General features: G+C 73.1%; 18 protein-coding genes. 10 read left to right on the top strand and 8 right to left on the bottom strand.

Annotated elements, in window-relative coordinates:
- Nucleotides 1–963, top strand: a 963-nt coding sequence (locus tag VIU94_RS36230) for a BamB-related PQQ repeat family beta-propellar protein (RefSeq protein WP_331918381.1), incomplete at its 5' end; no start/stop codon positions are given.
- A gap of 108 nt (nt 964–1071) precedes the next feature.
- Here VIU94_RS36230 and ilvD read toward each other — a convergent pair.
- From ilvD to VIU94_RS36210, 4 genes are all read right to left on the bottom strand, one after another.
- The gene (gene ilvD, locus VIU94_RS36225; protein ID WP_331918385.1) at nt 1072–2925 is read right to left on the bottom strand and encodes a dihydroxy-acid dehydratase; all 1854 of its coding nucleotides are present in this window, start codon (nt 2923–2925) and stop codon (nt 1072–1074) included.
- 126 nt (nt 2926–3051) lie between these two features.
- The gene (locus VIU94_RS36220) at nt 3052–3675 is read right to left on the bottom strand and encodes a TetR/AcrR family transcriptional regulator (protein WP_331918379.1); all 624 of its coding nucleotides are present in this window, start codon (nt 3673–3675) and stop codon (nt 3052–3054) included.
- Complete coding sequence (locus VIU94_RS36215) at nt 3672–4508, bottom strand: sugar phosphate isomerase/epimerase family protein (RefSeq protein ID WP_331918377.1); 837 nt, start codon at nt 4506–4508, stop codon at nt 3672–3674. Before VIU94_RS36215 ends, VIU94_RS36220 begins: the two co-directional genes overlap by 4 nt.
- A 124-nt stretch (nt 4509–4632) precedes the next feature.
- Nucleotides 4633–5565 carry a Ppx/GppA family phosphatase gene (locus VIU94_RS36210; protein ID WP_331918375.1) on the bottom strand — a complete coding sequence of 311 codons (933 nt, stop codon included), beginning with the start codon at nt 5563–5565 and terminating at the stop codon, nt 4633–4635.
- A gap of 124 nt (nt 5566–5689) precedes the next feature.
- Here VIU94_RS36210 and VIU94_RS36205 point away from each other — a divergent pair, with 124 nt between their 5' ends.
- Nucleotides 5690–6481: a DUF3109 family protein gene (locus tag VIU94_RS36205; protein ID WP_414721064.1), complete on the top strand. Its 792-nt coding sequence runs from the start codon at nt 5690–5692 to the stop codon at nt 6479–6481.
- Between the two features lie 46 nt (nt 6482–6527).
- Here VIU94_RS36205 and VIU94_RS36200 read toward each other — a convergent pair whose 3' ends face one another.
- Complete coding sequence (locus tag VIU94_RS36200) at nt 6528–8297, bottom strand: BACON domain-containing protein (protein ID WP_414721063.1); 1770 nt, start codon at nt 8295–8297, stop codon at nt 6528–6530.
- 173 nt (nt 8298–8470) lie between these two features.
- Here VIU94_RS36200 and radA point away from each other — a divergent pair, with 173 nt between their 5' ends.
- Entirely contained in the window at nt 8471–9874 is a 1404-nt protein-coding gene (gene radA / locus VIU94_RS36195) for a DNA repair protein RadA (protein WP_331918369.1), read from the top strand.
- Nucleotides 9875–10111: 237 nt separating this feature from the next.
- Nucleotides 10112–11170 carry a DNA integrity scanning diadenylate cyclase DisA gene (gene disA / locus VIU94_RS36190; protein WP_331918383.1) on the top strand — a complete coding sequence of 353 codons (1059 nt, stop codon included), beginning with the start codon at nt 10112–10114 and terminating at the stop codon, nt 11168–11170.
- Nucleotides 11171–11228: 58 nt separating this feature from the next.
- On the opposite strand, the gene VIU94_RS36185 is transcribed toward disA, so the two are convergent.
- Nucleotides 11229–12035 carry a hypothetical protein gene (locus tag VIU94_RS36185; protein ID WP_331918367.1) on the bottom strand — a complete coding sequence of 269 codons (807 nt, stop codon included), beginning with the start codon at nt 12033–12035 and terminating at the stop codon, nt 11229–11231.
- A gap of 303 nt (nt 12036–12338) precedes the next feature.
- Between VIU94_RS36185 and VIU94_RS36180 the strand changes: the two genes are divergently transcribed.
- The 5 genes from VIU94_RS36180 to cseC all read left to right on the top strand — a co-directional run bounded on the left by VIU94_RS36180 (nt 12339) and on the right by cseC (nt 16941).
- A complete protein-coding gene (locus VIU94_RS36180) occupies nt 12339–13298 on the top strand; it encodes an iron-sulfur binding domain-containing protein (protein ID WP_331918365.1) in 960 nt (319 codons plus the stop codon).
- Between the two features lie 297 nt (nt 13299–13595).
- The gene (locus tag VIU94_RS36175) at nt 13596–14177 is read left to right on the top strand and encodes a SigE family RNA polymerase sigma factor (RefSeq protein WP_331918363.1); all 582 of its coding nucleotides are present in this window, start codon (nt 13596–13598) and stop codon (nt 14175–14177) included.
- A 14-nt stretch (nt 14178–14191) separates the two neighbouring features.
- Nucleotides 14192–14839 (top strand): hypothetical protein, encoded by a 648-nt coding sequence (locus tag VIU94_RS36170; RefSeq protein ID WP_331918361.1) that lies wholly within the window; start codon nt 14192–14194, stop codon nt 14837–14839.
- Between the two features lie 61 nt (nt 14840–14900).
- Nucleotides 14901–15608, top strand: a complete 708-nt coding sequence (gene cseB / locus VIU94_RS36165) for a two-component system response regulator CseB (RefSeq protein ID WP_331918359.1) — start codon at nt 14901–14903, stop codon at nt 15606–15608.
- Nucleotides 15609–15636: 28 nt separating this feature from the next.
- Entirely contained in the window at nt 15637–16941 is a 1305-nt protein-coding gene (gene cseC, locus VIU94_RS36160) for a two-component system sensor histidine kinase CseC (RefSeq protein WP_331918357.1), read from the top strand.
- Nucleotides 16942–17035: 94 nt separating this feature from the next.
- Here cseC and VIU94_RS36155 read toward each other — a convergent pair whose 3' ends face one another.
- Nucleotides 17036–18634 (bottom strand): MDR family MFS transporter, encoded by a 1599-nt coding sequence (locus tag VIU94_RS36155; protein ID WP_331918355.1) that lies wholly within the window; start codon nt 18632–18634, stop codon nt 17036–17038.
- A gap of 132 nt (nt 18635–18766) precedes the next feature.
- Here VIU94_RS36155 and VIU94_RS36150 point away from each other — a divergent pair, with 132 nt between their 5' ends.
- On the top strand, nt 18767–19321 hold the full coding sequence (locus VIU94_RS36150) for a TetR/AcrR family transcriptional regulator (RefSeq protein ID WP_331918353.1): 555 nt from the start codon (nt 18767–18769) through the stop codon (nt 19319–19321).
- A gap of 12 nt (nt 19322–19333) precedes the next feature.
- On the opposite strand, the gene VIU94_RS36145 is transcribed toward VIU94_RS36150, so the two are convergent.
- Complete coding sequence (locus VIU94_RS36145) at nt 19334–20047, bottom strand: M23 family metallopeptidase (protein ID WP_331918351.1); 714 nt, start codon at nt 20045–20047, stop codon at nt 19334–19336.
- Nucleotides 20048–20232 lie beyond the last annotated feature (185 nt).

Here is a 20232-nt window from a genome sequence, read left to right as displayed (position 1 = left end):
CGCGGGACCGGCGCGGCGCGGCTCGACGCCGGTACGGGCAAGGTGGCCTGGTCGCGCCCGGCCCGCGCCGGGGACTACGCCGGCGCGCCGGTCCTCGCCGGCGGGCTGCTCGGGACGATCGCGGGCGACCGCTACACGACCTTCGATCCGCGTACCGGGAAGCCCGGCTGGAGCGCGGACGTGTCCGGGTACTTCGCCGACGCGCACGCGGCCGGCGACGTCCTGCTGTTCGGCTCCGCGACGGGCGCGGTGACCGCGCTGGACGGGGCCACGGGCGAGCGGCTCTGGCAGCGCAGGCTGAGCGGCCACTCCGACCCGCGCATCGGCCCGTACGACGCCGCGACCGGCCTCGTGCACTTCTTCGAGGAGTCGGCCGACGGCCGCCACACGACGGTCAGCTCGGTGCGCGCGCGCACCGGCGAGCTCGTGCACCGCCGCCGCCTGCCCGGACAGCTCGTCCCGGCCGCCACGAGCGGCCCGGACGGGACGGTGTTCCTGACCGCGCGGGGGTACGAGGGGCAGATCGACGCGGTGGTCCGCTACGACGTGGCGCGCGGCACGACGAACCGCGTGCCGCTGCCGTTCCGGATGGGCGAGGCGCGGATCGCGGTGCGGGGCGGTGCCGTCTTCCTGCTCGACCGCGAGGGCACCCTCGTGGCCGTCGACACGGCCACGGACGGCGGACGCGAGCTGTGGCAGCTGGAGACGGCCGCCGGCCAGGTCTCCCCGCCGGTCCTCGGCGACGGCGGACGCCTGTACTTCTCGGCGGCCGACGGCCGCCTCCTCGCCGTCGACACCGTGCGCGGCACCCTGCTCGGCCAGACGGAACCCCGTCTGCACGGCGGAAAGCTGGGCCACGCCGCGAGCCTCCCGGCCCCTGTCGTCCTCGGCCCCCGCGTCATCGGCACGGCGCCGGACGGTTCGGTGTTCGCGGTGGACGGGGCGGACCCGTCGCGGTGGTGAGGGCGGGGGGACGCCCACAGGCCCCACGAACACCGCCGGGCCGAAGGCCTGGAAACGCCTGCGCGGCGTGAGCGGACCCGCCGCTCACGCCCCGCAGGCCGTCGTTCGTCAGCCGAGCTTCGACACGTCTCGGACCGCGCCCTTGTCCGCGCTCGTGGCCATCGCCGCGTATGCGCGCAGGGCCGCGGAGACCTTGCGTTCGCGGTTCTTCGGGGCGTAGACGCCGTTCAGGGCCTCGCGGCGGGCGGCCAGGGTCGCGTCGTCGACGAGGAGTTCGATGGCGCGGGTCGGGATGTCGATGCGGATGCGGTCGCCGTCCTCGACCAGGGCGATCGTGCCGCCGGAGGCGGCCTCCGGGGAAGCGTGGCCGATGGAGAGGCCCGACGTGCCGCCGGAGAAGCGGCCGTCGGTGACCAGGGCGCAGGTCTTGCCGAGGCCGCGGCCCTTGAGGAAGGACGTCGGGTAGAGCATCTCCTGCATGCCGGGGCCGCCGCGCGGGCCCTCGTAGCGGATGACGACCACGTCGCCGTCCTTGACCTGCTTGTTGAGGATCTTCTCGACGGCCTCCTCCTGCGACTCGCAGACGACCGCCGGGCCCTCGAAGGTCCAGATCGACTCGTCGACGCCGGCCGTCTTCACGACGCAGCCGTCGACGGCGAGGTTGCCGCGCAGCACCGCGAGGCCGCCGTCCTTCGAGTAGGCGTGCGCCACGTCGCGGATACAGCCGCCGGCCGCGTCCGTGTCCAGCGACTCCCAGCGCTCGGACTGCGAGAAGGCGGTGGCGGAGCGCTTGCAGCCGGGGGCCGCGTGCCACAGCTCGGCGGCCTCCTCGGACGGCGAGCCGCCGCGGACGTCCCAGGTGTCCAGCCACTCCTTGACGCTGCGCGAGTGGACCGTGTGGACGTCCTCGTTCAGCAGGCCGCCGCGGTACAGCTCGCCCAGGATCGCGGGGATGCCGCCGGCGCGGTGCACGTCCTCCATGTAGTACGTGCCGCCGGGGGCGACGTTCGGAGCGACCTTCGCGAGGCACGGGACGCGGCGCGAGACGGCGTCCATGTCGGCGAGGCCGTAGTCCAGCTCGGCCTCCTGGGCGGCGGCGAGCAGGTGCAGGATCGTGTTGGTGGAGCCGCCCATGGCGATGTCGAGGGCCATGGCGTTCTCGAAGGCGCCGCGGGTCGCGATGCTGCGGGGCAGGACGGATGCGTCGTCCTCCCCGTAGTACCGCTGGGTGAGCTCGACGATCGTGCGGCCGGCGTTCTCGTACAGCGCCTTGCGGGCGGTGTGCGTGGCGAGGACCGTGCCGTTGCCCGGCAGGGAGAGGCCGATGGCCTCGGTCAGGCAGTTCATCGAGTTGGCGGTGAACATGCCGGAACAGGAGCCGCAGGTCGGACAGGCGTTCTCCTCGATGCGGAGGATGTCCTCGTCCGAGATCTTGTCGTTGACCGCGTCCGAGATCGCGTCGACCAGGTCGAGCGTGCGGACCGTTCCGTCGACGAGGGTGGCCTTGCCGGACTCCATCGGGCCGCCGGAGACGAAGACCGTCGGGATGTTGAGGCGCAGCGCGGCGTTCAGCATGCCGGGGGTGATCTTGTCGCAGTTGGAGATGCAGATCAGCGCGTCGGCGCAGTGCGCCTCGACCATGTACTCCACGCTGTCCGCGATCAGGTCGCGGGAGGGCAGCGAGTAGAGCATGCCGCCGTGGCCCATCGCGATGCCGTCGTCGACGGCGATGGTGTTGAACTCGCGCGGGATGCCGCCCGCCTGCTGGATCGCCTCGGAGACGATCCGGCCGACCGGCTGCAGGTGGGTGTGGCCGGGGACGAACTCCGTGAAGGAGTTGGCGACCGCGATGATGGGCTTCCGGCCGATGTCCGCGCCCGGTACACCGGAGGCGCGCATAAGGGCGCGGGCGCCCGCCATGTTGCGGCCGTGGGTGACTGTGCGGGACCTCAGCTCGGGCATCGTCGCTCGCTCCTCGTGATGGGTGTGCTTGGTGTCGAGCGTACGCTTCGGCTCCAAGATCTGGACAGCACGTCCGTATGGCGGACGGCATGTTCAGCTTTCGGGCAGGCCGGGACCGGGCGGAAGCTACGCCTCTGTGAGGTAGCGCTGGAGCGTCGGGGCGACCATCGCGACGATCTCCTCGGTGTCCGTTGACGCCAGCGGCTCCACCTGGATCACGTACCGCAGGATCGCGATCCCGATCATGTGCGAGGCCGCCAGCTCCGCCCGGAACTGCGGGTTCGGCACGTCCAGGTCCGCGGCCACGCGCTCCAGGATCCGGCGCAGCACGAAGCCGCGCAGCACCTTCGCCGCGGCCTCGTGGGTGAGCGCGGAGCGGAAGATCGCGAGGAGCGGGGCGCGCGTCGCCGGGTTCTCCCAGACGCCGATGAAGAACCGCGCGAGCCGTTCGCCGATGGCCTCGCGCGGGCCCGAGACGATCGCCGGGACGACGGTCGTCGGATCGAAGGACACCTCGATCGCCGCCGCGAAGACGTCGTCCTTGGTGCCGAAGTAGTGGTGGACCAGCGCCGCGTCGACGCCGGCCGCCTTCGCGATGCCGCGCATCGACGTCTTGTCGTAGCCCCGCTCGGCGAACTGGTCGCGGGCCGCCTCCAGGATCCGCTCGCGCGCTCCGGGCCCGCTGTCCTCGGCGGTACGGGACGGGCGGCCGCGCCTGCGGGGGGCCGGGCTCCCGGCCGGACCGGTCATGAACCGGTGGCCCGCGACGGCCGGGCGGCCGCGGAGGCGAGGTGGAGCCGGGTGAAGGCGAGCGCCTCGGCGAGGTCGGCCTCGCGTTCGGCGGCGGACATCGCGCGCCGGGTGTTGACCTCGATGACGACATGGCCGTCGAAGCCGCTGACGGCCAGCCGCTCGAGCAGCTCGGCGCACGGCTGGTTGCCGCGGCCGGGCACCAGGTGCTCGTCCTTGGCGGAGCCCCGGCCGTCGGCGAGGTGGACGTGGCCGAGCCGGTCGCCCATGCGGTCGACCATGGCCAGGGCGTCCGTGCGGGCGGTCGCGGTGTGCGAGAGGTCGACGGTGTAGTGGCGGTAGTCGTCCTTGGTGACGTCCCACTCGGGGGCGTACGCGAGCATCTCGCGGTCCTTGTAGCGCCACGGGTACATGTTCTCGACGGCGAACCGGACGTCGGTCTCGTCGGCCATCCGCCAGATGCCGGTGACGAAGTCGCGGGAGTACTGGCGCTGCCAGCGGAACGGCGGGTGGACGACGACCGTGGACGCGCCGAGCTTCTCGGCCGCCGCCTGCGCGCGCTGCAGCTTGACCCAGGGATCGGTGGACCAGACGCGCTGGGTGATCAGGAGGCAGGGCGCGTGGACCGCGAGGATCGGGACCTGGTGGTAGTCGGAGAGCCGGCGCAGCGCCTCGATGTCCTGGCTGACCGGGTCGGTCCACACCATGATCTCGACACCGTCGTAGCCGAGGCGCGCGGCGACCTCGAAGGCCGTCGCCGTCGACTCCGGATAGACCGAGGCGGTCGACAGGGCGACCTTCGCATCCGGGACGCGCACCACTGGTTCTGCCACGAGGGACAGGGTACGGGCAGGCCCCGTCCGAGGGGGATGTGGTTCCGGCCACCCAGCCGCGGCGGCCGGCTCTCCGGGGGCGTGCTCCGGGCCCCGGCTCCGTAGCCCGGAGAGCCGGGCCTTCCTACTCCGCCGGCAGGTGGTCCAGGCGGCGCAGGATCACGCCCTCGCGCAGCGCCCAGGGGCAGATCTCCAGCTCGTCCACGCCGAACAGGTCCATCGCCGCCTCCGCCACCAGCGCGCCCGCCAGCAGCTGCGGGGCGCGGCCCTCCGAGACGCCGGGCAGCGCCGCGCGCTCCCCCGTGGTCATCGCGGCCAGCCGCGGCACCCACTCCTCCAGGGACGCGCGGCCGAGGAACCGCTGCACGTACAGGCCCTCGCCCGAGCCCGGCGCGCCGGCGATCCGGGCGAGCTGCTTGAAGGTCTTGGACGTGGCCACGACATGGTCGGGTTTGCCGAAGCGGCTGAACTCGCCGACGGTCCGGGCGATCTGGGCGCGTACATGGCGGCGCAGCGACCGTACGTCGTCGGTGCCCGCCGGGTCGCCCGGCAGCCAGCCCTTGGTCAGCCGGCCCGCGCCCAGCGGCAGCGAAACCGCCGCGTCGGGCTCCTCGTCGATGCCGTACGCGATCTCCAGCGAGCCGCCGCCGATGTCGAGCAAGAACAGCTTGCCCGCGGACCAGCCGAACCAGCGGCGCGCGGCCAGGAAGGTGAGCCGGGCCTCCTCCGAGCCGGTGAGGACCTGGAGGTCGATGCCGGTCGCCTCCTTGACGCTGGCCAGCACGGCGTCGGCGTTGGAGGCCTCGCGCACCGCGGAGGTGGCGAACGGGAGCACCTCCTCGCAGCCCTTGTCCTCCGCGGCCTGCACCGCCTCGGCGACCGTGGCGATGAGCCGGTCGACGCCGGCCGGGGCGATCGCCCCGTGCCCGTCGAGCAGCTCGGCCAGGCGCAGCTCCGCCTTGTGCGAGTGGGCGGGCAGCGGCCGGGCGCCGGGGTGGGCGTCCACCACCAGCAGGTGCACTGTGTTCGAACCGACGTCGAGGACTCCGAGTCTCATGGACGGAACGCTACTGCGCCGGTCCGCATACGCTGGTCGTGTGCCAAAGACGAAAAAGGCGAAGCCGGGCAAAGACAGCGCCAAGGCCGGCAAGACTCCCAAGAACCCCGCCCAGGACCTCCGTGTGGTGAAGGCTCCGAAGGCCGCGCCGCGCGCCGCGTCCGAGCCGGACGAGAAGGGCCTGGACTTCCCACGCGCCTGGGTCGAGTTCCCGGACCCGGCGGACGACGAGCAGGTCTTCCGCTGTGACCTGACCTGGCTGACCTCGCGCTGGAGCTGCATCTTCGGCAGCGGCTGCCAGGGCATCCAGGCGGGCCGCGCCGACGACGGCTGCTGCACGCTGGGCGCGCACTTCTCCGACGAGGACGACGAGAAGCGGGTCGCCTCGTACGTGGACCGGCTGACGCCGGATCTGTGGCAGTTCCACGACGTCGGCACGGAGACCGGCTGGGTGCAGCTCGACGAGGACGGCGAGCGGCAGACCCGCCGCTGGGAGGGCTCCTGCATCTTCCAGAACCGGCCCGGGTTCGCGGGCGGCGCGGGCTGCTCGCTGCACATCCTGGCCCTCAAGGAGGGCAAGGAGCCGCTGGAGACCAAGCCGGACGTCTGCTGGCAGCTGCCGGTGCGGCGCACGTACGACTGGATCGAGCGGCCCGACGACACGAAGGTCCTCCAGGTGTCGATCGGCGAGTACGACCGCCGTGGCTGGGGCCCGGGCGGCCATGACCTGCACTGGTGGTGCACCTCGGCGACCTCGGCGCACGGCGCGGGCGACCCGGTGTACGTGACGTACCGCCCGGAGCTGACGGAGCTGATGGGCAAGGAGGCGTACGACGCGCTGGTCGAGCTGTGCGAGGCGCGGCTCGCCTCGCAGCTGCCGCTGGTGGCCCCGCACCCGGCGGACCCGGTCGGCTGAGTCGGTCGGCTGAGTCGGTCGGCTGAGTCGCCGGCACCGGCAGGGCTCAGGAGGACGACGGGGACTGCGGCTCGCTCGGGGTCCCCGAGTCGCCGGACGACGGCGGCGGGTCGTCCGACGGGGGCGGCTCCCCGGATTGCGAGGGGCCCGACGGATCCGGGCCGGGGTCCGTCGGCGACGGGTCGGTCGGGGACGGGTCCGTGGGGCCCGGATCGGTCGGTCCGGGATCGGTGGGGCTCGGGTCGGTCGGAGACGGCGAGGTCGGCGGCTCCCCGGTGGCCGGCGGCGTGACCGGGCCGGGGCCCGGGTCGCTGGGGCCCGGGTCGGACGCCCCGTACCCGTCGATCCTCAGCACCGCGCCCGACGGCTGCACGGTCACCCGTGCGCTCCACGCGCCGGACGGCTCGCGCGCGTGGTCCACGGAGATGTACAGGGTGACGGACTCGCCCGGCCGCAGGGTGCCGGAGCTGCGGCTCACGTACAGCCAGGGCGCGTCCGTCCACAGCGACCAGGCGACGGGCGAGCCGCCGGAGGCGGTGAGGGTGAGCACCGTCGTGTCGCCTGCGGAGCGGGCGGCCACCTTGATGCGGCCGGGGCCGTGCTGCCCGGCCGGCCCGGCGGGCGCGCCCGGGTCGACGATCTCGACGGAGACGTCCGGGGACCGGCTGCCGCGGGTGAACCGGGGGGCGGGGCGGGAGTTCGCGTTGCCGGCGTTCTCGTAGCGGTCGTACGAGGTGTCGTCGGCGCGGCCGGCGTTCCCCTCGTCCTCGCGCGCGGTCACCGAACCGCCGTCGCGGCCCTCCCCCGTCAGCGGCGCGCCGCGGTACGCCGCCCACAGCGCGAGGACCGGGGCCGCGACCACCGCTGCGACGACCGTCGTGGTCACCGCGCGGGCCCGCATCCGGTCGCGGCGGGCCGTGTGGTCCTTGGGGTCCATCGGGAAGCCGGCCGGCCCGAACCGCGGGGCCCCGGCCCGGGCGCGCGGGACGTGCAGCATCGCCACGTACGCCGCCGCGCGCGGCGCCTCGACCAGGGGCAGCGCGGCCGGGCTGACGTCGGCGCCCGGCCAGGGGGCGGCCACGCCGGCCCGCTCGGCGACCCGGCGACAGCGCGGGCAGTCGTCGACGTGCCGGACCAGCTCGGTGCGCAGGGCGGCGGAGAGCAGCACCTGGTGGTCGTCGGTGAGCCGGGCGACGGTCGGGCAGCTGCCGGTCTCCACGACGGCGAGGGCGGCCCGGGTGCGCTCGACCTCGCAGGCCCCGGAGGCGAGGAGCTCGCGGGCGGCGGGGGCGTCCAGGCCGAGGACGGCGGCGACCTGGTCGCGACTCAGGCCGTGCCGGACGGCGAGCTCCAGGGCCTCGCGCTGCTCGGGCGTGGTGCCGGCGGCCTCCGGCCAGGCGAGCAGGGCCAGTTCGGCGCGGCGGCGCTCGGCGGTCTCCTCGGAGATCCGGGGCGGACGGGCCGGCACGGTAGGGGGGCGGCCGGTGTGCGCGCCCTGCCGCCTGCCGCGCTGTTCGGCGAGGCTGCGCAGACAGGCCCAGCGGGCCAGCGCGTACAGCCAGGCCCTGCGCCCGTCCTCGTCGGCGGGGCAGCGCGCGTGCCGGCGCTCGGCGACGGCCAGCACGTCGCCGAGGACGGCGGTGGCGGTGTCGTGGTCGCAGAGCACCGAGAGGCAGTACGTGAACAGGCCGTCGAGGTACGCCTCGTAACGGGCGGGCGGGCGCTGGCCGAGCGTGCGGGGGCCGGAGTCGTCGCGGCGGTGCGCCCGGTGTGCGCCGGTGGTGTGGGTGGGGGGTTCCAGGCTGCTGCTCGTCACCCGGCGACGGTAGGCAGTGGAGAGCATGCCGTTCGTCCCCCTTGAACACATTTAATCCTTACGGGTGAACGTATCCCTCAAAAGGGGACACGAATCCGTCAGGGAGCGTGCCGGGGTCCGCCGGTGGGGGCGTTGTCAGGGCGTTGTCGGTGCGGCCCGTTACGGTGTGGCCCATGGCTGCCCGTACGAAATCCGCCAAGGACCGGCCGTCCTACCGCTGCACCGAATGCGGTTGGACGACCGCCAAATGGCTCGGCCGTTGCCCCGAGTGCCAGGCCTGGGGGACGGTCGAGGAGTACGGCGCGCCCGCCGTCCGCACGACCGCCGCCGGCCGGGTCTCCACGGCCGCGGTGCCCATCGGCCAGGTCGACGGCCGACAGGCCACCGCCCGCTCCACCGGGGTCGACGAGCTCGACCGGGTGCTCGGCGGCGGGCTCGTACCGGGCGCGGTGGTGCTGCTCGCGGGCGAGCCGGGCGTCGGCAAGTCCACGCTGCTGCTCGACGTCGCCGCGAAGGCGGCCAGCGACGAGCACCGCACGCTGTACGTGACGGGCGAGGAGTCCGCGAGCCAGGTCCGGCTGCGCGCCGACCGGATCAACGCGCTCAGCGACCATCTCTACCTGGCCGCCGAGACGGACCTGTCCGCCGTCCTCGGCCATCTCGACGCGGTCAAGCCCTCCCTGCTGGTCATGGACTCGGTGCAGACCGTCGCCTCGCCCGAGATCGACGGGGCGCCGGGCGGCATGGCGCAGGTCCGCGAGGTCGCCGGCGCGCTGATCCGCGCCTCGAAGGAGCGCGGCATGTCCACGCTCCTGGTCGGCCATGTGACGAAGGACGGCGCGATCGCCGGCCCCCGGCTCCTGGAGCACCTGGTCGACGTCGTCCTGAGCTTCGAGGGCGACCGGCACGCGCGGCTGCGCCTGGTGCGCGGCGTGAAGAACCGGTACGGGGCGACCGACGAGGTCGGCTGCTTCGAGCTGCACGACGAGGGGATCACCGGCCTGGCCGACCCGTCCGGGCTGTTCCTGACCCGGCGCGACGCGCCGGTGCCGGGGACGTGCCTGACCGTCACCCTGGAGGGCCGCCGCCCGCTGGTCGCCGAGGTGCAGGCGCTGACCGTGGACTCGCAGATCCCCTCGCCGCGCCGGACGACCTCGGGCCTGGAGACCTCCCGGGTCTCGATGATGCTGGCGGTCCTGGAGCAGCGCGGCCGGATCAGCGCGCTGGGCAAGCGGGACATCTACTCGGCGACGGTCGGCGGCGTGAAGCTGTCCGAGCCCGCCGCCGACCTGGCGATCGCGCTCGCGCTGGCCTCGGCGGCCAGCGACACCCCGCTGCCGAAGAACCTGGTCGCGATCGGCGAGGTCGGGCTCGCGGGCGAGGTCCGCCGGGTCACCGGCGTGCAGCGCCGGCTGGCCGAGGCGCACCGTCTCGGCTTCACGCACGCCCTGGTGCCGGGCGACCCGGGCAAGGTGCCGGCGGGCATGAAGGTGACGGAAGTGGCGGACATGGGCGACGCGCTGCGGGTCCTGCCGCGCAGCCGCCGCGCCCCGAAGGCCGAGGAGCCGACGGGCTAGGTCCTGTCCGGGCGGATCAGGGTCGGACAGGCCTGGCTGCGGCCGCCGGACCAGGGGCGCGAGGGGCCGCGGGCGGCGCCTCGCGCATGGCCGGACGGCGGACGGGGCAGGGGGTTCGCGGGGGCGAATCAGCGCAGGGCGAACCGCGCCGGGGCGGGGTCGCTAGACTTTGCCCTGGTCTCGCCCATCCGTACGAGCCGGAGGAGTGCAGTGGCAGCCAAGGACAACGAAGCACTGATGCGTGCCTCGCTCAGCGCCGTCGCCCCCGGCACCGCCCTGCGTGACGGCCTGGAGCGCATTCTGCGCGGCAACACCGGCGGTCTCATCGTCCTCGGCATGGACAAGACCGTCGAGTCGATGTGCACCGGCGGCTTCGTCCTCGACGTCGAGTTCACCGCCACGCGGCTGCGCGAGCTGTGCAAGCTCGACGGCGCGCTCATCCTCGACAAGGACATCACCAAGATCCTGCGGGCGGGCGTGCAGCTCGTCCCGGACGCGTCCATCCCGACCGAGGAGACCGGCACCCGCCACCGCACCGCGGACCGCGTCTCCAAGCAGTGCGGATTCCCGGTCGTCTCCGTCTCCCAGTCCATGCGCCTGATCGCGCTGTACGTGGACGGCGAGCGCCGGGTCCTGGAGGAGTCGGCGGCCATCCTGTCCCGCGCCAACCAGGCCCTGGCGACCCTGGAGCGGTACAAGCTCCGGCTCGACGAGGTGGCCGGCACGCTCTCCGCCCTGGAGATCGAGGACCTGGTGACCGTCCGGGACGTCACCGCGGTCGCCCAGCGACTGGAGATGGTCCGCCGGATCGCCACCGAGATCGCCGAGTACGTGGTCGAGCTCGGCACCGACGGCCGGCTGCTCTCGCTCCAGCTCGACGAGCTGATCGCCGGCGTGGAGCCCGAGCGCGAGCTGGTGGTCCGCGACTACGTGCCCGAGCCCACGGCCAAGCGCTCCCGCACGGTCGCCGAGGCGCTCACCGAGCTGGACGCGCTCAGCCACGCCGAGCTGCTCGAACTGCCCATCGTGGCGCGGGCGCTGGGCTACACCGGCTCGCCGGAGACCCTCGACTCGGCGGTCTCGCCGCGCGGTTACCGGCTCCTCGCGAAGGTGCCGCGGCTGCCGGGCGCGATCATCGAGCGGCTCGTGGAGCACTTCGGCGGGCTGCAGAAGCTGCTCGCCGCGAGCGTCGACGACCTGCAGACGGTGGACGGCGTCGGCGAGGCTCGGGCGCGCAGCGTCCGCGAGGGCCTGTCCCGGCTCGCCGAGTCCTCGATCCTTGAGCGGTACGTCTAGCCGGTAGGGCTACAGGCCTGAGCCGGTCCCGAGAGGCCGGCTCAGGCGTCGTTCGGCGTCAGTCCTTCGCCAGTGTGAAGGACGCCGGGTTGACCGTCGCCCCGGGGAAGACCGCCTCGACCAGGTACGTGCCCGGGCCTGCCGCGCCCGCCGGCGGGGTCGCGCACTGCGGGGTGCTCGGCCGCCGGTCCCACTCCACGGTGTACGTCACGGAGGAACCCGCCGGGACCCGCAGCAGCACGCTGCCGGCCGGGCGCGGGCAGTGCTTCGTCGACCACACCTCGTCGTCCCGCGCGTCGCTGATCGTCAGCACCGCGCTCTTCGGCCCGAAGTCGGCCTTGCAGGCGGCGGTCGAGGTGTTGCGGGCGATCAGCTCGAGCCGGGGCTTCTCGCCCTGCTCGTAGGCCACCTTCGTGCTGCGCAGCGCCAACTTCAGTGCTCCGGGTGCGCAGTTCGGCAGCGGAGAGTCGGCCGGGACGTGCTCGGCCGTGCCCGCTCCGCCCGCGCCGCCGGAGCCCACGCCGGCGGCCGTGTCGCCGTTCTTCCCGTCGCCGCCGCCTGCCCCGCCGGAGTCCGCGCCGCCCGCGCCGGACCCGCTGTCGCCCGCACCGGACTCGCCCGACTCGTCGCGCCCGCCCGGCTGTTCACTGATGGCAGGGCCTGAGGAGGACGGGCCGGGGGTGATCGAGGGCACCGGAGAAGCGCCGTTGGCACCGTCGTCGGTCGTCTTCCCGCCGCCGCCACGGGAACTGACGGCCCATAGGGCGAGGGCCGCCAGCAGCGCGATCAGGCACAGCGCGACCGCCCTCCGTCGCCAGTAGATGGAGGAGGGAAGCGGCCCGACCGGATTGCGCAGAGATCCCACGGCAGAAACCTTACGAGAGATCGCGGCCAACTCCCGCCCCCCATGCCGCCCCAGCGCCAAGTTTTGCCGATGATCACATCCCGGAAGGCGACTTGAGCGGGAGCTCCTCGGCATTCACGGCATCCATGGCTTCGCCCGCACGACACCGCACCGACTCCCGCAGCTCGCCGAAAGCCGCCGCGCGAACCCGCCACGACGCAGGCGTGCCGTGGTGCGCGGGGCGCGGACGGCGAGGGCACGCCTCCGCGCGCCCCGAGGGCGTGCGGGCCCGGTCCCGCGGAACGTGCCAGGATCGGAGGTGCCATGACTTCCACCGACGCCTCCGCCCCCGCGCCCCTGTCCGCCTCCGTGTCCGTGCCCGTCTCCGAGACCGCCGGCCCGGCGCCCGAGCCCGCCGCGCTCCACACACCCGTCCTCGCCTGGTTCGACCGGCACGCCCGGGACCTGCCCTGGCGGCGTCCGGAGGCGGGCGCCTGGGGCGTGATGGTCAGCGAGTTCATGCTCCAGCAGACCCCGGTGGTCCGCGTCCTGCCGGTGTACGAGCAGTGGCTGGCCCGCTGGCCGCGCCCCGCGGACCTGGCCGCCGACGCCCCCGGCGAGGCCGTGCGCGCCTGGGGCCGGCTCGGCTACCCGCGCCGCGCGCTCCGGCTGCACGGGGCGGCCGTGGCGATAACAGAGCGGCACGGCGGCGACGTCCCGAGCGAGCACGGGCAGCTGCTCGCGCTGCCGGGGATCGGCGAGTACACGGCGGCGGCGGTGGCCTCGTTCGCGTACGGGCAGCGGCACCCGGTCCTCGACACGAACGTCCGCCGGGTGTTCGCCCGGGCCGCGACCGGCGTCCAGTACCCGCCGAACGCCACCACGGCGGCCGAGCGCCGGCTCGCCCGGGCGCTGCTGCCGGACGACGAGGCGACGGCGGCGCGCTGGGCGGCGGCCTCGATGGAGCTGGGTGCGCTGGTGTGCACGGCGAAGAACGAGGACTGCGGCCGCTGCCCGATCGCCGACGCGTGCGCCTGGCGGCTGTCCGGCAAGCCGGCCCACGACGGGCCGCCCCGCCGGGGCCAGACGTACGCGGGCACCGACCGGCAGGTGCGGGGCAGGCTCCTGGCCGTGCTGCGCGAGGCGGTCGCGCCGGTCCCGCAGGCGGAGCTCGACGCGGTCTGGGACGAGCCGGTGCAGCGCGCCCGGGCTCTGGACGGGCTGGTCGCCGACGGCCTGGTGGAGCCGCTGCCGGACGGCCTGTACCGGCTGCCGCTGACCTGACAGGACCCCGACGACACTCTGACTGGACCCCTTCGGGACCCCGTCGGGGCCCGGTCGGGGCCTGTCGGGGCCTGTCGGGGCCTGTCGGGCACTGTCGGGTCCTGACGGATCGTGACGGGTCCCTGACACGAAAGAATCCTGAGCCCCTACCCCCGAATCGCTGTTACAAAACCGATGGACAGCCGTGCGTCCTCCGACGGCTCTCTCGCACAGCCCCGTGACAACCGCTCCGTAGCGTCCTCGACGTCAGGAAAACGGGTGGTCACGGGGATGATCCGGGGAACGGAGGCGGTTCGGATGGCGCACGGCGAGGTGCTCGACTTCGAGGAGTACGTACGCACACGGCAGGAGGCCCTGCTGCGCAGCGCCCGCCGACTCGTGCCCGACCCGGTGGATGCGCAGGACCTGCTGCAGACCGCGCTGGTCCGCACGTACGGCCGTTGGGACGGCATCGCGGACAAGTCGCTCGCGGACGCGTACCTTCGCCGGGTGATGATCAACACGCGCACCGAGTGGTGGCGCGCCCGCAAGCTGGAGGAGGTGCCCACCGAGCAGCTGCCCGACCACGCGTCCATCGACGACGCGACCGAGCAGCACGCGGACCGGGCCCTGCTCATGGACATCCTGAAGGTGCTCGCGCCCAAGCAGCGCAGCGTCGTCGTCCTGCGGCACTGGGAACAGATGAGCACCGAGGAGACCGCCGCGGCGCTCGGCATGTCGACCGGTACGGTGAAGAGCACGCTCCACCGCGCCCTGGCGCGACTGCGCCAGGAGCTGGAGAGCCGGGCCGCCGAAGGCGAGGCCCGGATCCCGGCCCAGCGCGCGCCGGAGCGGACCGACCGACGCGACGAACGGGGGCAGGAGCGGTGCGCGGCCTAGGGCCCAGGCCCCATGTGAACCACGCGAGCACGCCGGCGAAGCTGGCCGTGCTCGCGTCTGCCGGTCTGCTCCTGGCCGGCTGCTCGACCGGCGGCACCGGCTCCCGCGACGAGGGCGCCGCGCGCGCCGACTCGGGCAGCCCGACCACGTCGTACGCCTCCCCCGGGCCGTCCTCCAGCACCGGTCAGACGGCCGAACGGCCGGACCCGATCGAGCTGCTCAAGGCCGACCCGAAGATCGGCGACCGGGTCAAGGACAGCCTGAAGCCCTGCGCCGCGGACGCGTACCCGGTGGACACCTCGTACGGGAATCTGACCGGCGGCGCCGCGCCCGACGTCGTCGTCAACGTGATGACCTGCGGCGACGCGGTCGGCATCGGCACGTACGTGTACCGCAAGGCGGACGCGGACAAGGACTACAAGAACGTCTTCATGGCCGAGGACGCGGCGGTCTACGCGACGATCGACCGCGGCGACCTCATCGTCACCAAGCAGATCTACGCCAAGGGCGACCCGGTCGCGTACCCCTCGGGCGAGGACGTGCTCACCTACCGCTGGGCGGGTAACAAGTTCACCCAGCACGACTGGGTGCACAACGAGTACAGCAAGGCGGTCGGCGACGGCGGCATCGACGGCCCGGCGACGGCCGCGCCGAGCAACTAGAACGCCCGAGCACCGAGAACCCCCGAGCTACGAGAACGAGCGAGAACCGAGGAAGCCCGCGATGGCCGAGACCCATGTGCTGTTCGTCGAGGACGACGACGTCATCCGCGAGGCCACCCAGCTCGCCCTGGAGCGGGACGGCTTCCGGGTGACGGCGATGCCCGACGGACTGGCCGGTCTGGATGCCTTCCGGGCGCGGCAGCCCGACATCGCGCTGCTCGACGTCATGCTGCCGGGGATGGACGGGGTCAGCCTGTGCCGGCGGATCCGCGACGAGTCGACCGTCCCGGTGATCATGCTGTCGGCGCGCGCCGACTCCATCGACGTGGTGCTCGGCCTGGAGGCAGGCGCGGACGACTACGTCACGAAGCCGTTCGACGGGTCGGTGCTCGTCGCCCGCATCCGCGCGGTGCTGCGCCGCTTCGGGCATGCGGGCGGGCCGGGGTCCGGCGGCGGCGCCGAGGCGGCGGACGCCGCCGACGGCGGGGTGCTGGTCTTCGGCGACCTGGCCGTGGACACGGACGGCATGGAGGTCCGTCGGGGCGGCGCTCCGGTGTCGCTGACCCCGACCGAGATGCGACTGCTGCTCGAATTCTCGTCGGCGCCGGGCACGGTGCTGTCCCGGGACAAGCTCCTGGAGCGGGTCTGGGACTACGGCTGGGGCGGCGACACCCGGGTCGTGGACGTCCATGTGCAGCGGCTGCGGACGAAGATCGGGCAGGACCGGATCGAGACGGTCCGCGGCTTCGGCTACAAGCTCAAGGCATGAGGACCGCAGACGTCATGAGGCTCACCGTATGAGTCGGCCCGCCCTGCGCACCGGGGTGCGCTGGAAGATCTCGATCGCGATCGCCGCGGTCGGCGCGCTGGTCGCCGCCGCGCTGTCCATCGTGGTGCACAACTCGGCGCGGGTCTCGATGCTGGACAACTCGCGCGAAGTGACGATGGACCGGCTCCTCCTCGCGCAGCTCCAGTACGAGTCGACGCCCAAGGCGCGCGAGCCCCGGCTCCGGTTCGGCGCGAAGATCAACGACCCGATGCTGCCGGGCCAGCTGGACCGGCTGATGCGCAACGGGCGGCGCGGCACCTTCGTACAGGAGCATGCCTCGGGCGGCACGCCGGACGTGTGGGCGTCGGTGCCGCTGGCCAGTGGGGACGTGCTGTCGCTGCACATGCCGTTCGCCGACCGCAGCGCGACGATCATGAAGGAGCTCGACCGGACCCTGATCATCGGCTCGGTGTCGGTGGTGTTCGGCGGCTGCGCGCTCGGCGTGCTGATCGGCGGCCAGCTCTCCCGCCGACTGCGCAAGGCGGCGGCCGCGGCGGGGAAGGTCGCACAGGGCAACACGGAGGTACGGGTCCGGGACGCCATCGGCGGCGTCGTGCGCGACGAGACGGACGAGCTGGCCCGCGCGGTCGACGCGCTCACCGACGCGCTGAACGAGCGGATCGAGGCGGAGCGCCGGGTCACCGCGGACATCGCGCACGAGCTGCGCACGCCGGTGACCGGGCTGCTGACGGCGGCGGAGCTGCTGCCGCCGGGCCGGCCGTCGGAGCTCGTACGGGACCGGGCGCAGGCGATGCGCACGCTGGTCGAGGACGTGCTTGAGGTGGCCCGGCTCGACAGCGCGTCGGAGCGGGCCGAGCTCCAGGAGATCGCGCTCGGCGAGTTCGTGGAGCGCCGGGTACGGGTGCTGAACCCGGACGCGGTGGTGAACGTGGTGCACGAGTCGTATGTGAGCACCGACCCGCGCCGCCTGGAGCGGATCCTGGGCAACCTCCTCGCCAACGCGGCCAAGCACGGCCGCGGACCGGTCGAGGTCACGGTCGAGGGCCGGGTCGTACGGGTCCGGGACAACGGCCCCGGGTTCCCGGAGGAGCTGCTGCGCGAGGGCCCGAGCCGGTTCCGCACCGGGTCGAGCGACCGGGCCGGGCAGGGCCACGGGCTCGGCCTGACGATCGCGACGGGCCAGGCGCGGGTGCTCGGCGCCCGGCTGACGTTCCGCAACGCGGCGGCGGACGGCGGCGCGATAGCGGTGCTGTGGCTGCCGGACCACGCGCCGACGAACACGGGGAGCTTCCCGATCCTGCGGGACGTGTAGGGGACCTGTAGCCGCGAGATGTCCCACCCGCGCGACTACGACGAAGAGGGGCCGGGGCGAATGCGCCCCGGCCCCTCTTCGTGCGTCGTACGCGTCAGGCCGCGGCCTTCTCCGGGGCGGTCTGCTCCGGAGCCGGCGTCTGCGGGTCCGGCTTCTGCGGGCCGGCGCCGCGCAGGGCGACCTCCTTGACGAAGAACGCCGCGACGAAGGCGATCACCGCGACCGCCGAGCCGACCAGGAACGCGCCGTGCGTGCCCGAGGCCACCGCGTGCTGGTACGCCTCGCGCACCGCCTCCGGCAGCTTCGCCAGGCTCGCCGCGTCCAGCTGGGCGGAGTGCGCGGTGGCCGCGCCGCCGCCGCGGGCGGCCATCTCGTCCTGCACCCGGGAGGTGAAGAGCGCGCCCATGATCGCCACGCCGAAGGACGAGCCGAGGGTGCGGAACAGCGTGGTGGCCGAGGAGGCCACGCCCATGTCCCGCATCTCGACGCTGTTCTGCGCCACGAGCATCGTGATCTGCATCAGGAAGCCCATACCGGCGCCGAGCACCGCCATGTAGAGCCCGGAGGTGAGCCGCGAGGTGCCGGTGTCCATCTGCGCCAGCAGGAACAGTCCGGCGACCATCAGCCCGCCGCCCGCGATCGGGAAGATCTTGTACTTGCCGCTGTTGGTGGTGATCCGGCCGGAGATCAGCGAGACGACCATCATCGCGAGCAGCATCGGCAGGAGCAGCAGGCCCGAGTTGGTGGCGGACGCGCCCTGCACGGACTGCTGGAACAGCGGCAGGAACAGCACCGCGCCGAACATCACGAAGCCGGTCAGGAAGCCGATCACCGACATGAGGGTGAAGTTGCGGCTGCGGAAGATGTGCAGCGGCATGATCGGGTCCGACGCCCGGGTCTCCGCCCACAGGAACGCGGCGAGCGCGGCGACCCCGACCACGGTCAGCCCGACGATGACGCCGGAGCCCCACGCGTACTCCGTCCCGCCCCAGGTCGTGACGAGCACGATCGAGGTGATGCCGACGGTCAGCAGCGCCGCGCCGAGGAAGTCGATCCGGCTCTGCGCCGGGCGCTCCTTCTTCGGCAGGTGGAGCACGATGGTGATCATCGCGAGGGCGACCGCGCCCAGCGGCAGGTTGATGTAGAAGGACCAGCGCCAGCCCCAGTGGTCGGTGATGGTGCCGCCGACCAGCGGCCCGCCGATCATGGCGAGGGCCATCACGCCGGCCATCATGCCCTGGTACTTGCCCCGCTCCCGGGGCGGGATGAGGTCGCCGATGACGGCCATCACGCCGACCATCAGACCGCCGGCGCCGAGGCCCTGGACCGCACGGAAGCCGATGAGCTGACCCATGTCCTGGGCCATGCCGCTCAGCGCCGAGCCGATCAGGAAGATCACGATCGAGGTGAGGAAGACGCCCTTGCGGCCGTACATGTCGCCGACCTTGCCCCACAGGGGCGTGGAGGCGGCGGTGGCCAGGGTGTAGGCGGTGACGACCCAGGAGAGGTGCTCCAGACCGCCCAGCTCGCCGACGATCGTCGGCATCGCGGTGCCGATGATCATGTTGTCCAGCATCGCGAGCAGCATCGCGATCATCAGGGCGAGCAGGACGACGCGGACACTGCGCGCGGGCCTTTCCTGCTGCACCTCCGGCTCCCCGGAGGGAGCCTGTTTCACGGTCTCGGTCGTCATGGTTCCTGCTCCCCGTGTCCGTCCCCACGGACACTCACTTACTTGCCGCCCGGCTAGTTACTACACTGGGGACGGTAGACGCGTTACTAGCCGGGCGTCAAGTAAGTATGTGTAAGCAGCAGGGAGCAGACCGTGGCCAGAGGCAACACCCGCCAGCGGATCCAGGACGTCGCCCTCGAGCTGTTCGCCGAGCACGGGTACGAGAAGACCTCGCTGCGCGAGATCGCGGAGCGGCTCGACGTCACGAAGGCCGCGCTGTACTACCACTTCAAGACCAAGGAAGACATCCTGATCGGGCTCTTCCACGACCTCACACGGCCCATGGACGAGCTGATCGAGTGGGCCCAGGAGCAGCCGCGCACCCTTGAGACCAAGCAGGAGGTCCTGCGCCGCTACCAGGTCGCGCTGGCCGACGCGGCCCCGCTGTTCCGCTTCATGCAGGAGAACCAGGCGACGGTGCGCGAGCTGAGCGTCGGCCTGACCTTCAAGGAGCGCATGATCACGCTGACCGGCCTGCTCTACGATCCGGACTTCGCGCTCAAGGACAAGGTCCGCTGTGTCAGCGCGATCTTCACGATGCACGCCGGGATGTTCTTCATGCAGAACGTCGAGGGCGACCCCGAGGAGAAGCACGAAGCCGTCCTCGAGGTCGCCCTCGATCTGATCGCCCAGGCCCACGAGGCCTGACGGTCAGGTGTGTCAGATGGAGACGCCGACGGAGCGCAGGTAGGCCGCCGGGTTCAGCGCCGAGCCGTAGTTCGGGGTGGTGCGGATCTCGAAGTGCAGGTGCGGGCCGGAGGAGTTGCCGGTGTTGCCCGACAGGGCGATCTTCTGGCCGGCGCCGACCTTCTGGCCGATGTGCACGTTGATCTTCGACAGGTGGGCGTACTGCGAGTACTTGCCGTTGGCGTGCTTGACGACGATGGCGTTGCCGTACGCCGGGCCGTCGCCGCCGCCGTTCGGGCCCGCCTTGACGACGGTGCCGGCGCCGGCGGCCTTGACCGGGGTGCCGACCGGGACGGCGAAGTCCTGGCCGGAGTGCTTGTGGGCCCACATGGCGCCGCCCTGGTTGAAGCTGGCCGTCAGGGTGTAGCCGGAGACCGGCTTGACCCAGGAGGCGGCCTTCTTGGCCTTGACGGCCTTGACCGGCTTGACGGCCTTGGCGGCCTTCGCCTTCGCGACGGCCTTCTGGACGGCAGCGGCCTTGACCGCGGCCTGCGCCTGGGCGTCGGCCTGGGCGGCGACGGCGGCGGAAGCGCCGAGGGCCGGGACGGACGCGGTGAGGGCGGGGACGGACGCCTTGCCCTCGGCGGCGAAGGCAGAACCTGCTCCGGCCACCAGCGACGCTCCCAGACCCGCAGTGGCGAGGGCGACGGCGGCGGTGCGGGCGGGGTTCATGATGCGCTTCGACATACGGGGGAAAACCTCCGGACAGAACGATCCCGACGCGAGGTGCGTCGGGCTGGCTGTTCCTTGGTAACCCGCACCCCAGCCCAGGCCAAAACACCCCATCTACGACATAGGGTCGTAGCGATCTCCCTCGCGGATCGGGCCTTGACACCTCCGTCCAGGCACTTCAAAAACGGACAAACCACGTC

The organism is Streptomyces sp. (assembly GCF_036566765.1).
Taxonomy (GTDB): Bacteria; Actinomycetota; Actinomycetes; order Streptomycetales; family Streptomycetaceae; genus Streptomyces.
Note: the sequence above shows the minus strand (reverse complement) of the source record. Positions and strands in the feature narration are given on the sequence as shown.

What these genes read in the sequence shown, in the direction of transcription:
- ilvD (WP_331918385.1), bottom strand. Translation starts at nt 2,925, where the DNA reads ATGCCCGAGCTGAGGTCCCGCACAGTCACCCACGGCCGCAACATGGCG.
- VIU94_RS36220 (WP_331918379.1), bottom strand. Translation starts at nt 3,675, where the DNA reads ATGACCGGTCCGGCCGGGAGCCCGGCCCCCCGCAGGCGCGGCCGCCCG.
- VIU94_RS36210 (WP_331918375.1), bottom strand. Translation starts at nt 5,565, where the DNA reads ATGAGACTCGGAGTCCTCGACGTCGGTTCGAACACAGTGCACCTGCTG.
- radA (WP_331918369.1), top strand. Translation starts at nt 8,471, where the DNA reads ATGGCTGCCCGTACGAAATCCGCCAAGGACCGGCCGTCCTACCGCTGC.
- disA (WP_331918383.1), top strand. Translation starts at nt 10,112, where the DNA reads ATGCGTGCCTCGCTCAGCGCCGTCGCCCCCGGCACCGCCCTGCGTGAC.
- VIU94_RS36180 (WP_331918365.1), top strand. Translation starts at nt 12,339, where the DNA reads ATGACTTCCACCGACGCCTCCGCCCCCGCGCCCCTGTCCGCCTCCGTG.
- VIU94_RS36175 (WP_331918363.1), top strand. Translation starts at nt 13,596, where the DNA reads ATGGCGCACGGCGAGGTGCTCGACTTCGAGGAGTACGTACGCACACGG.
- cseB (WP_331918359.1), top strand. Translation starts at nt 14,901, where the DNA reads ATGGCCGAGACCCATGTGCTGTTCGTCGAGGACGACGACGTCATCCGC.
- cseC (WP_331918357.1), top strand. Translation starts at nt 15,637, where the DNA reads ATGAGTCGGCCCGCCCTGCGCACCGGGGTGCGCTGGAAGATCTCGATC.
- VIU94_RS36155 (WP_331918355.1), bottom strand. Translation starts at nt 18,634, where the DNA reads ATGACGACCGAGACCGTGAAACAGGCTCCCTCCGGGGAGCCGGAGGTG.
- VIU94_RS36145 (WP_331918351.1), bottom strand. Translation starts at nt 20,047, where the DNA reads ATGTCGAAGCGCATCATGAACCCCGCCCGCACCGCCGCCGTCGCCCTC.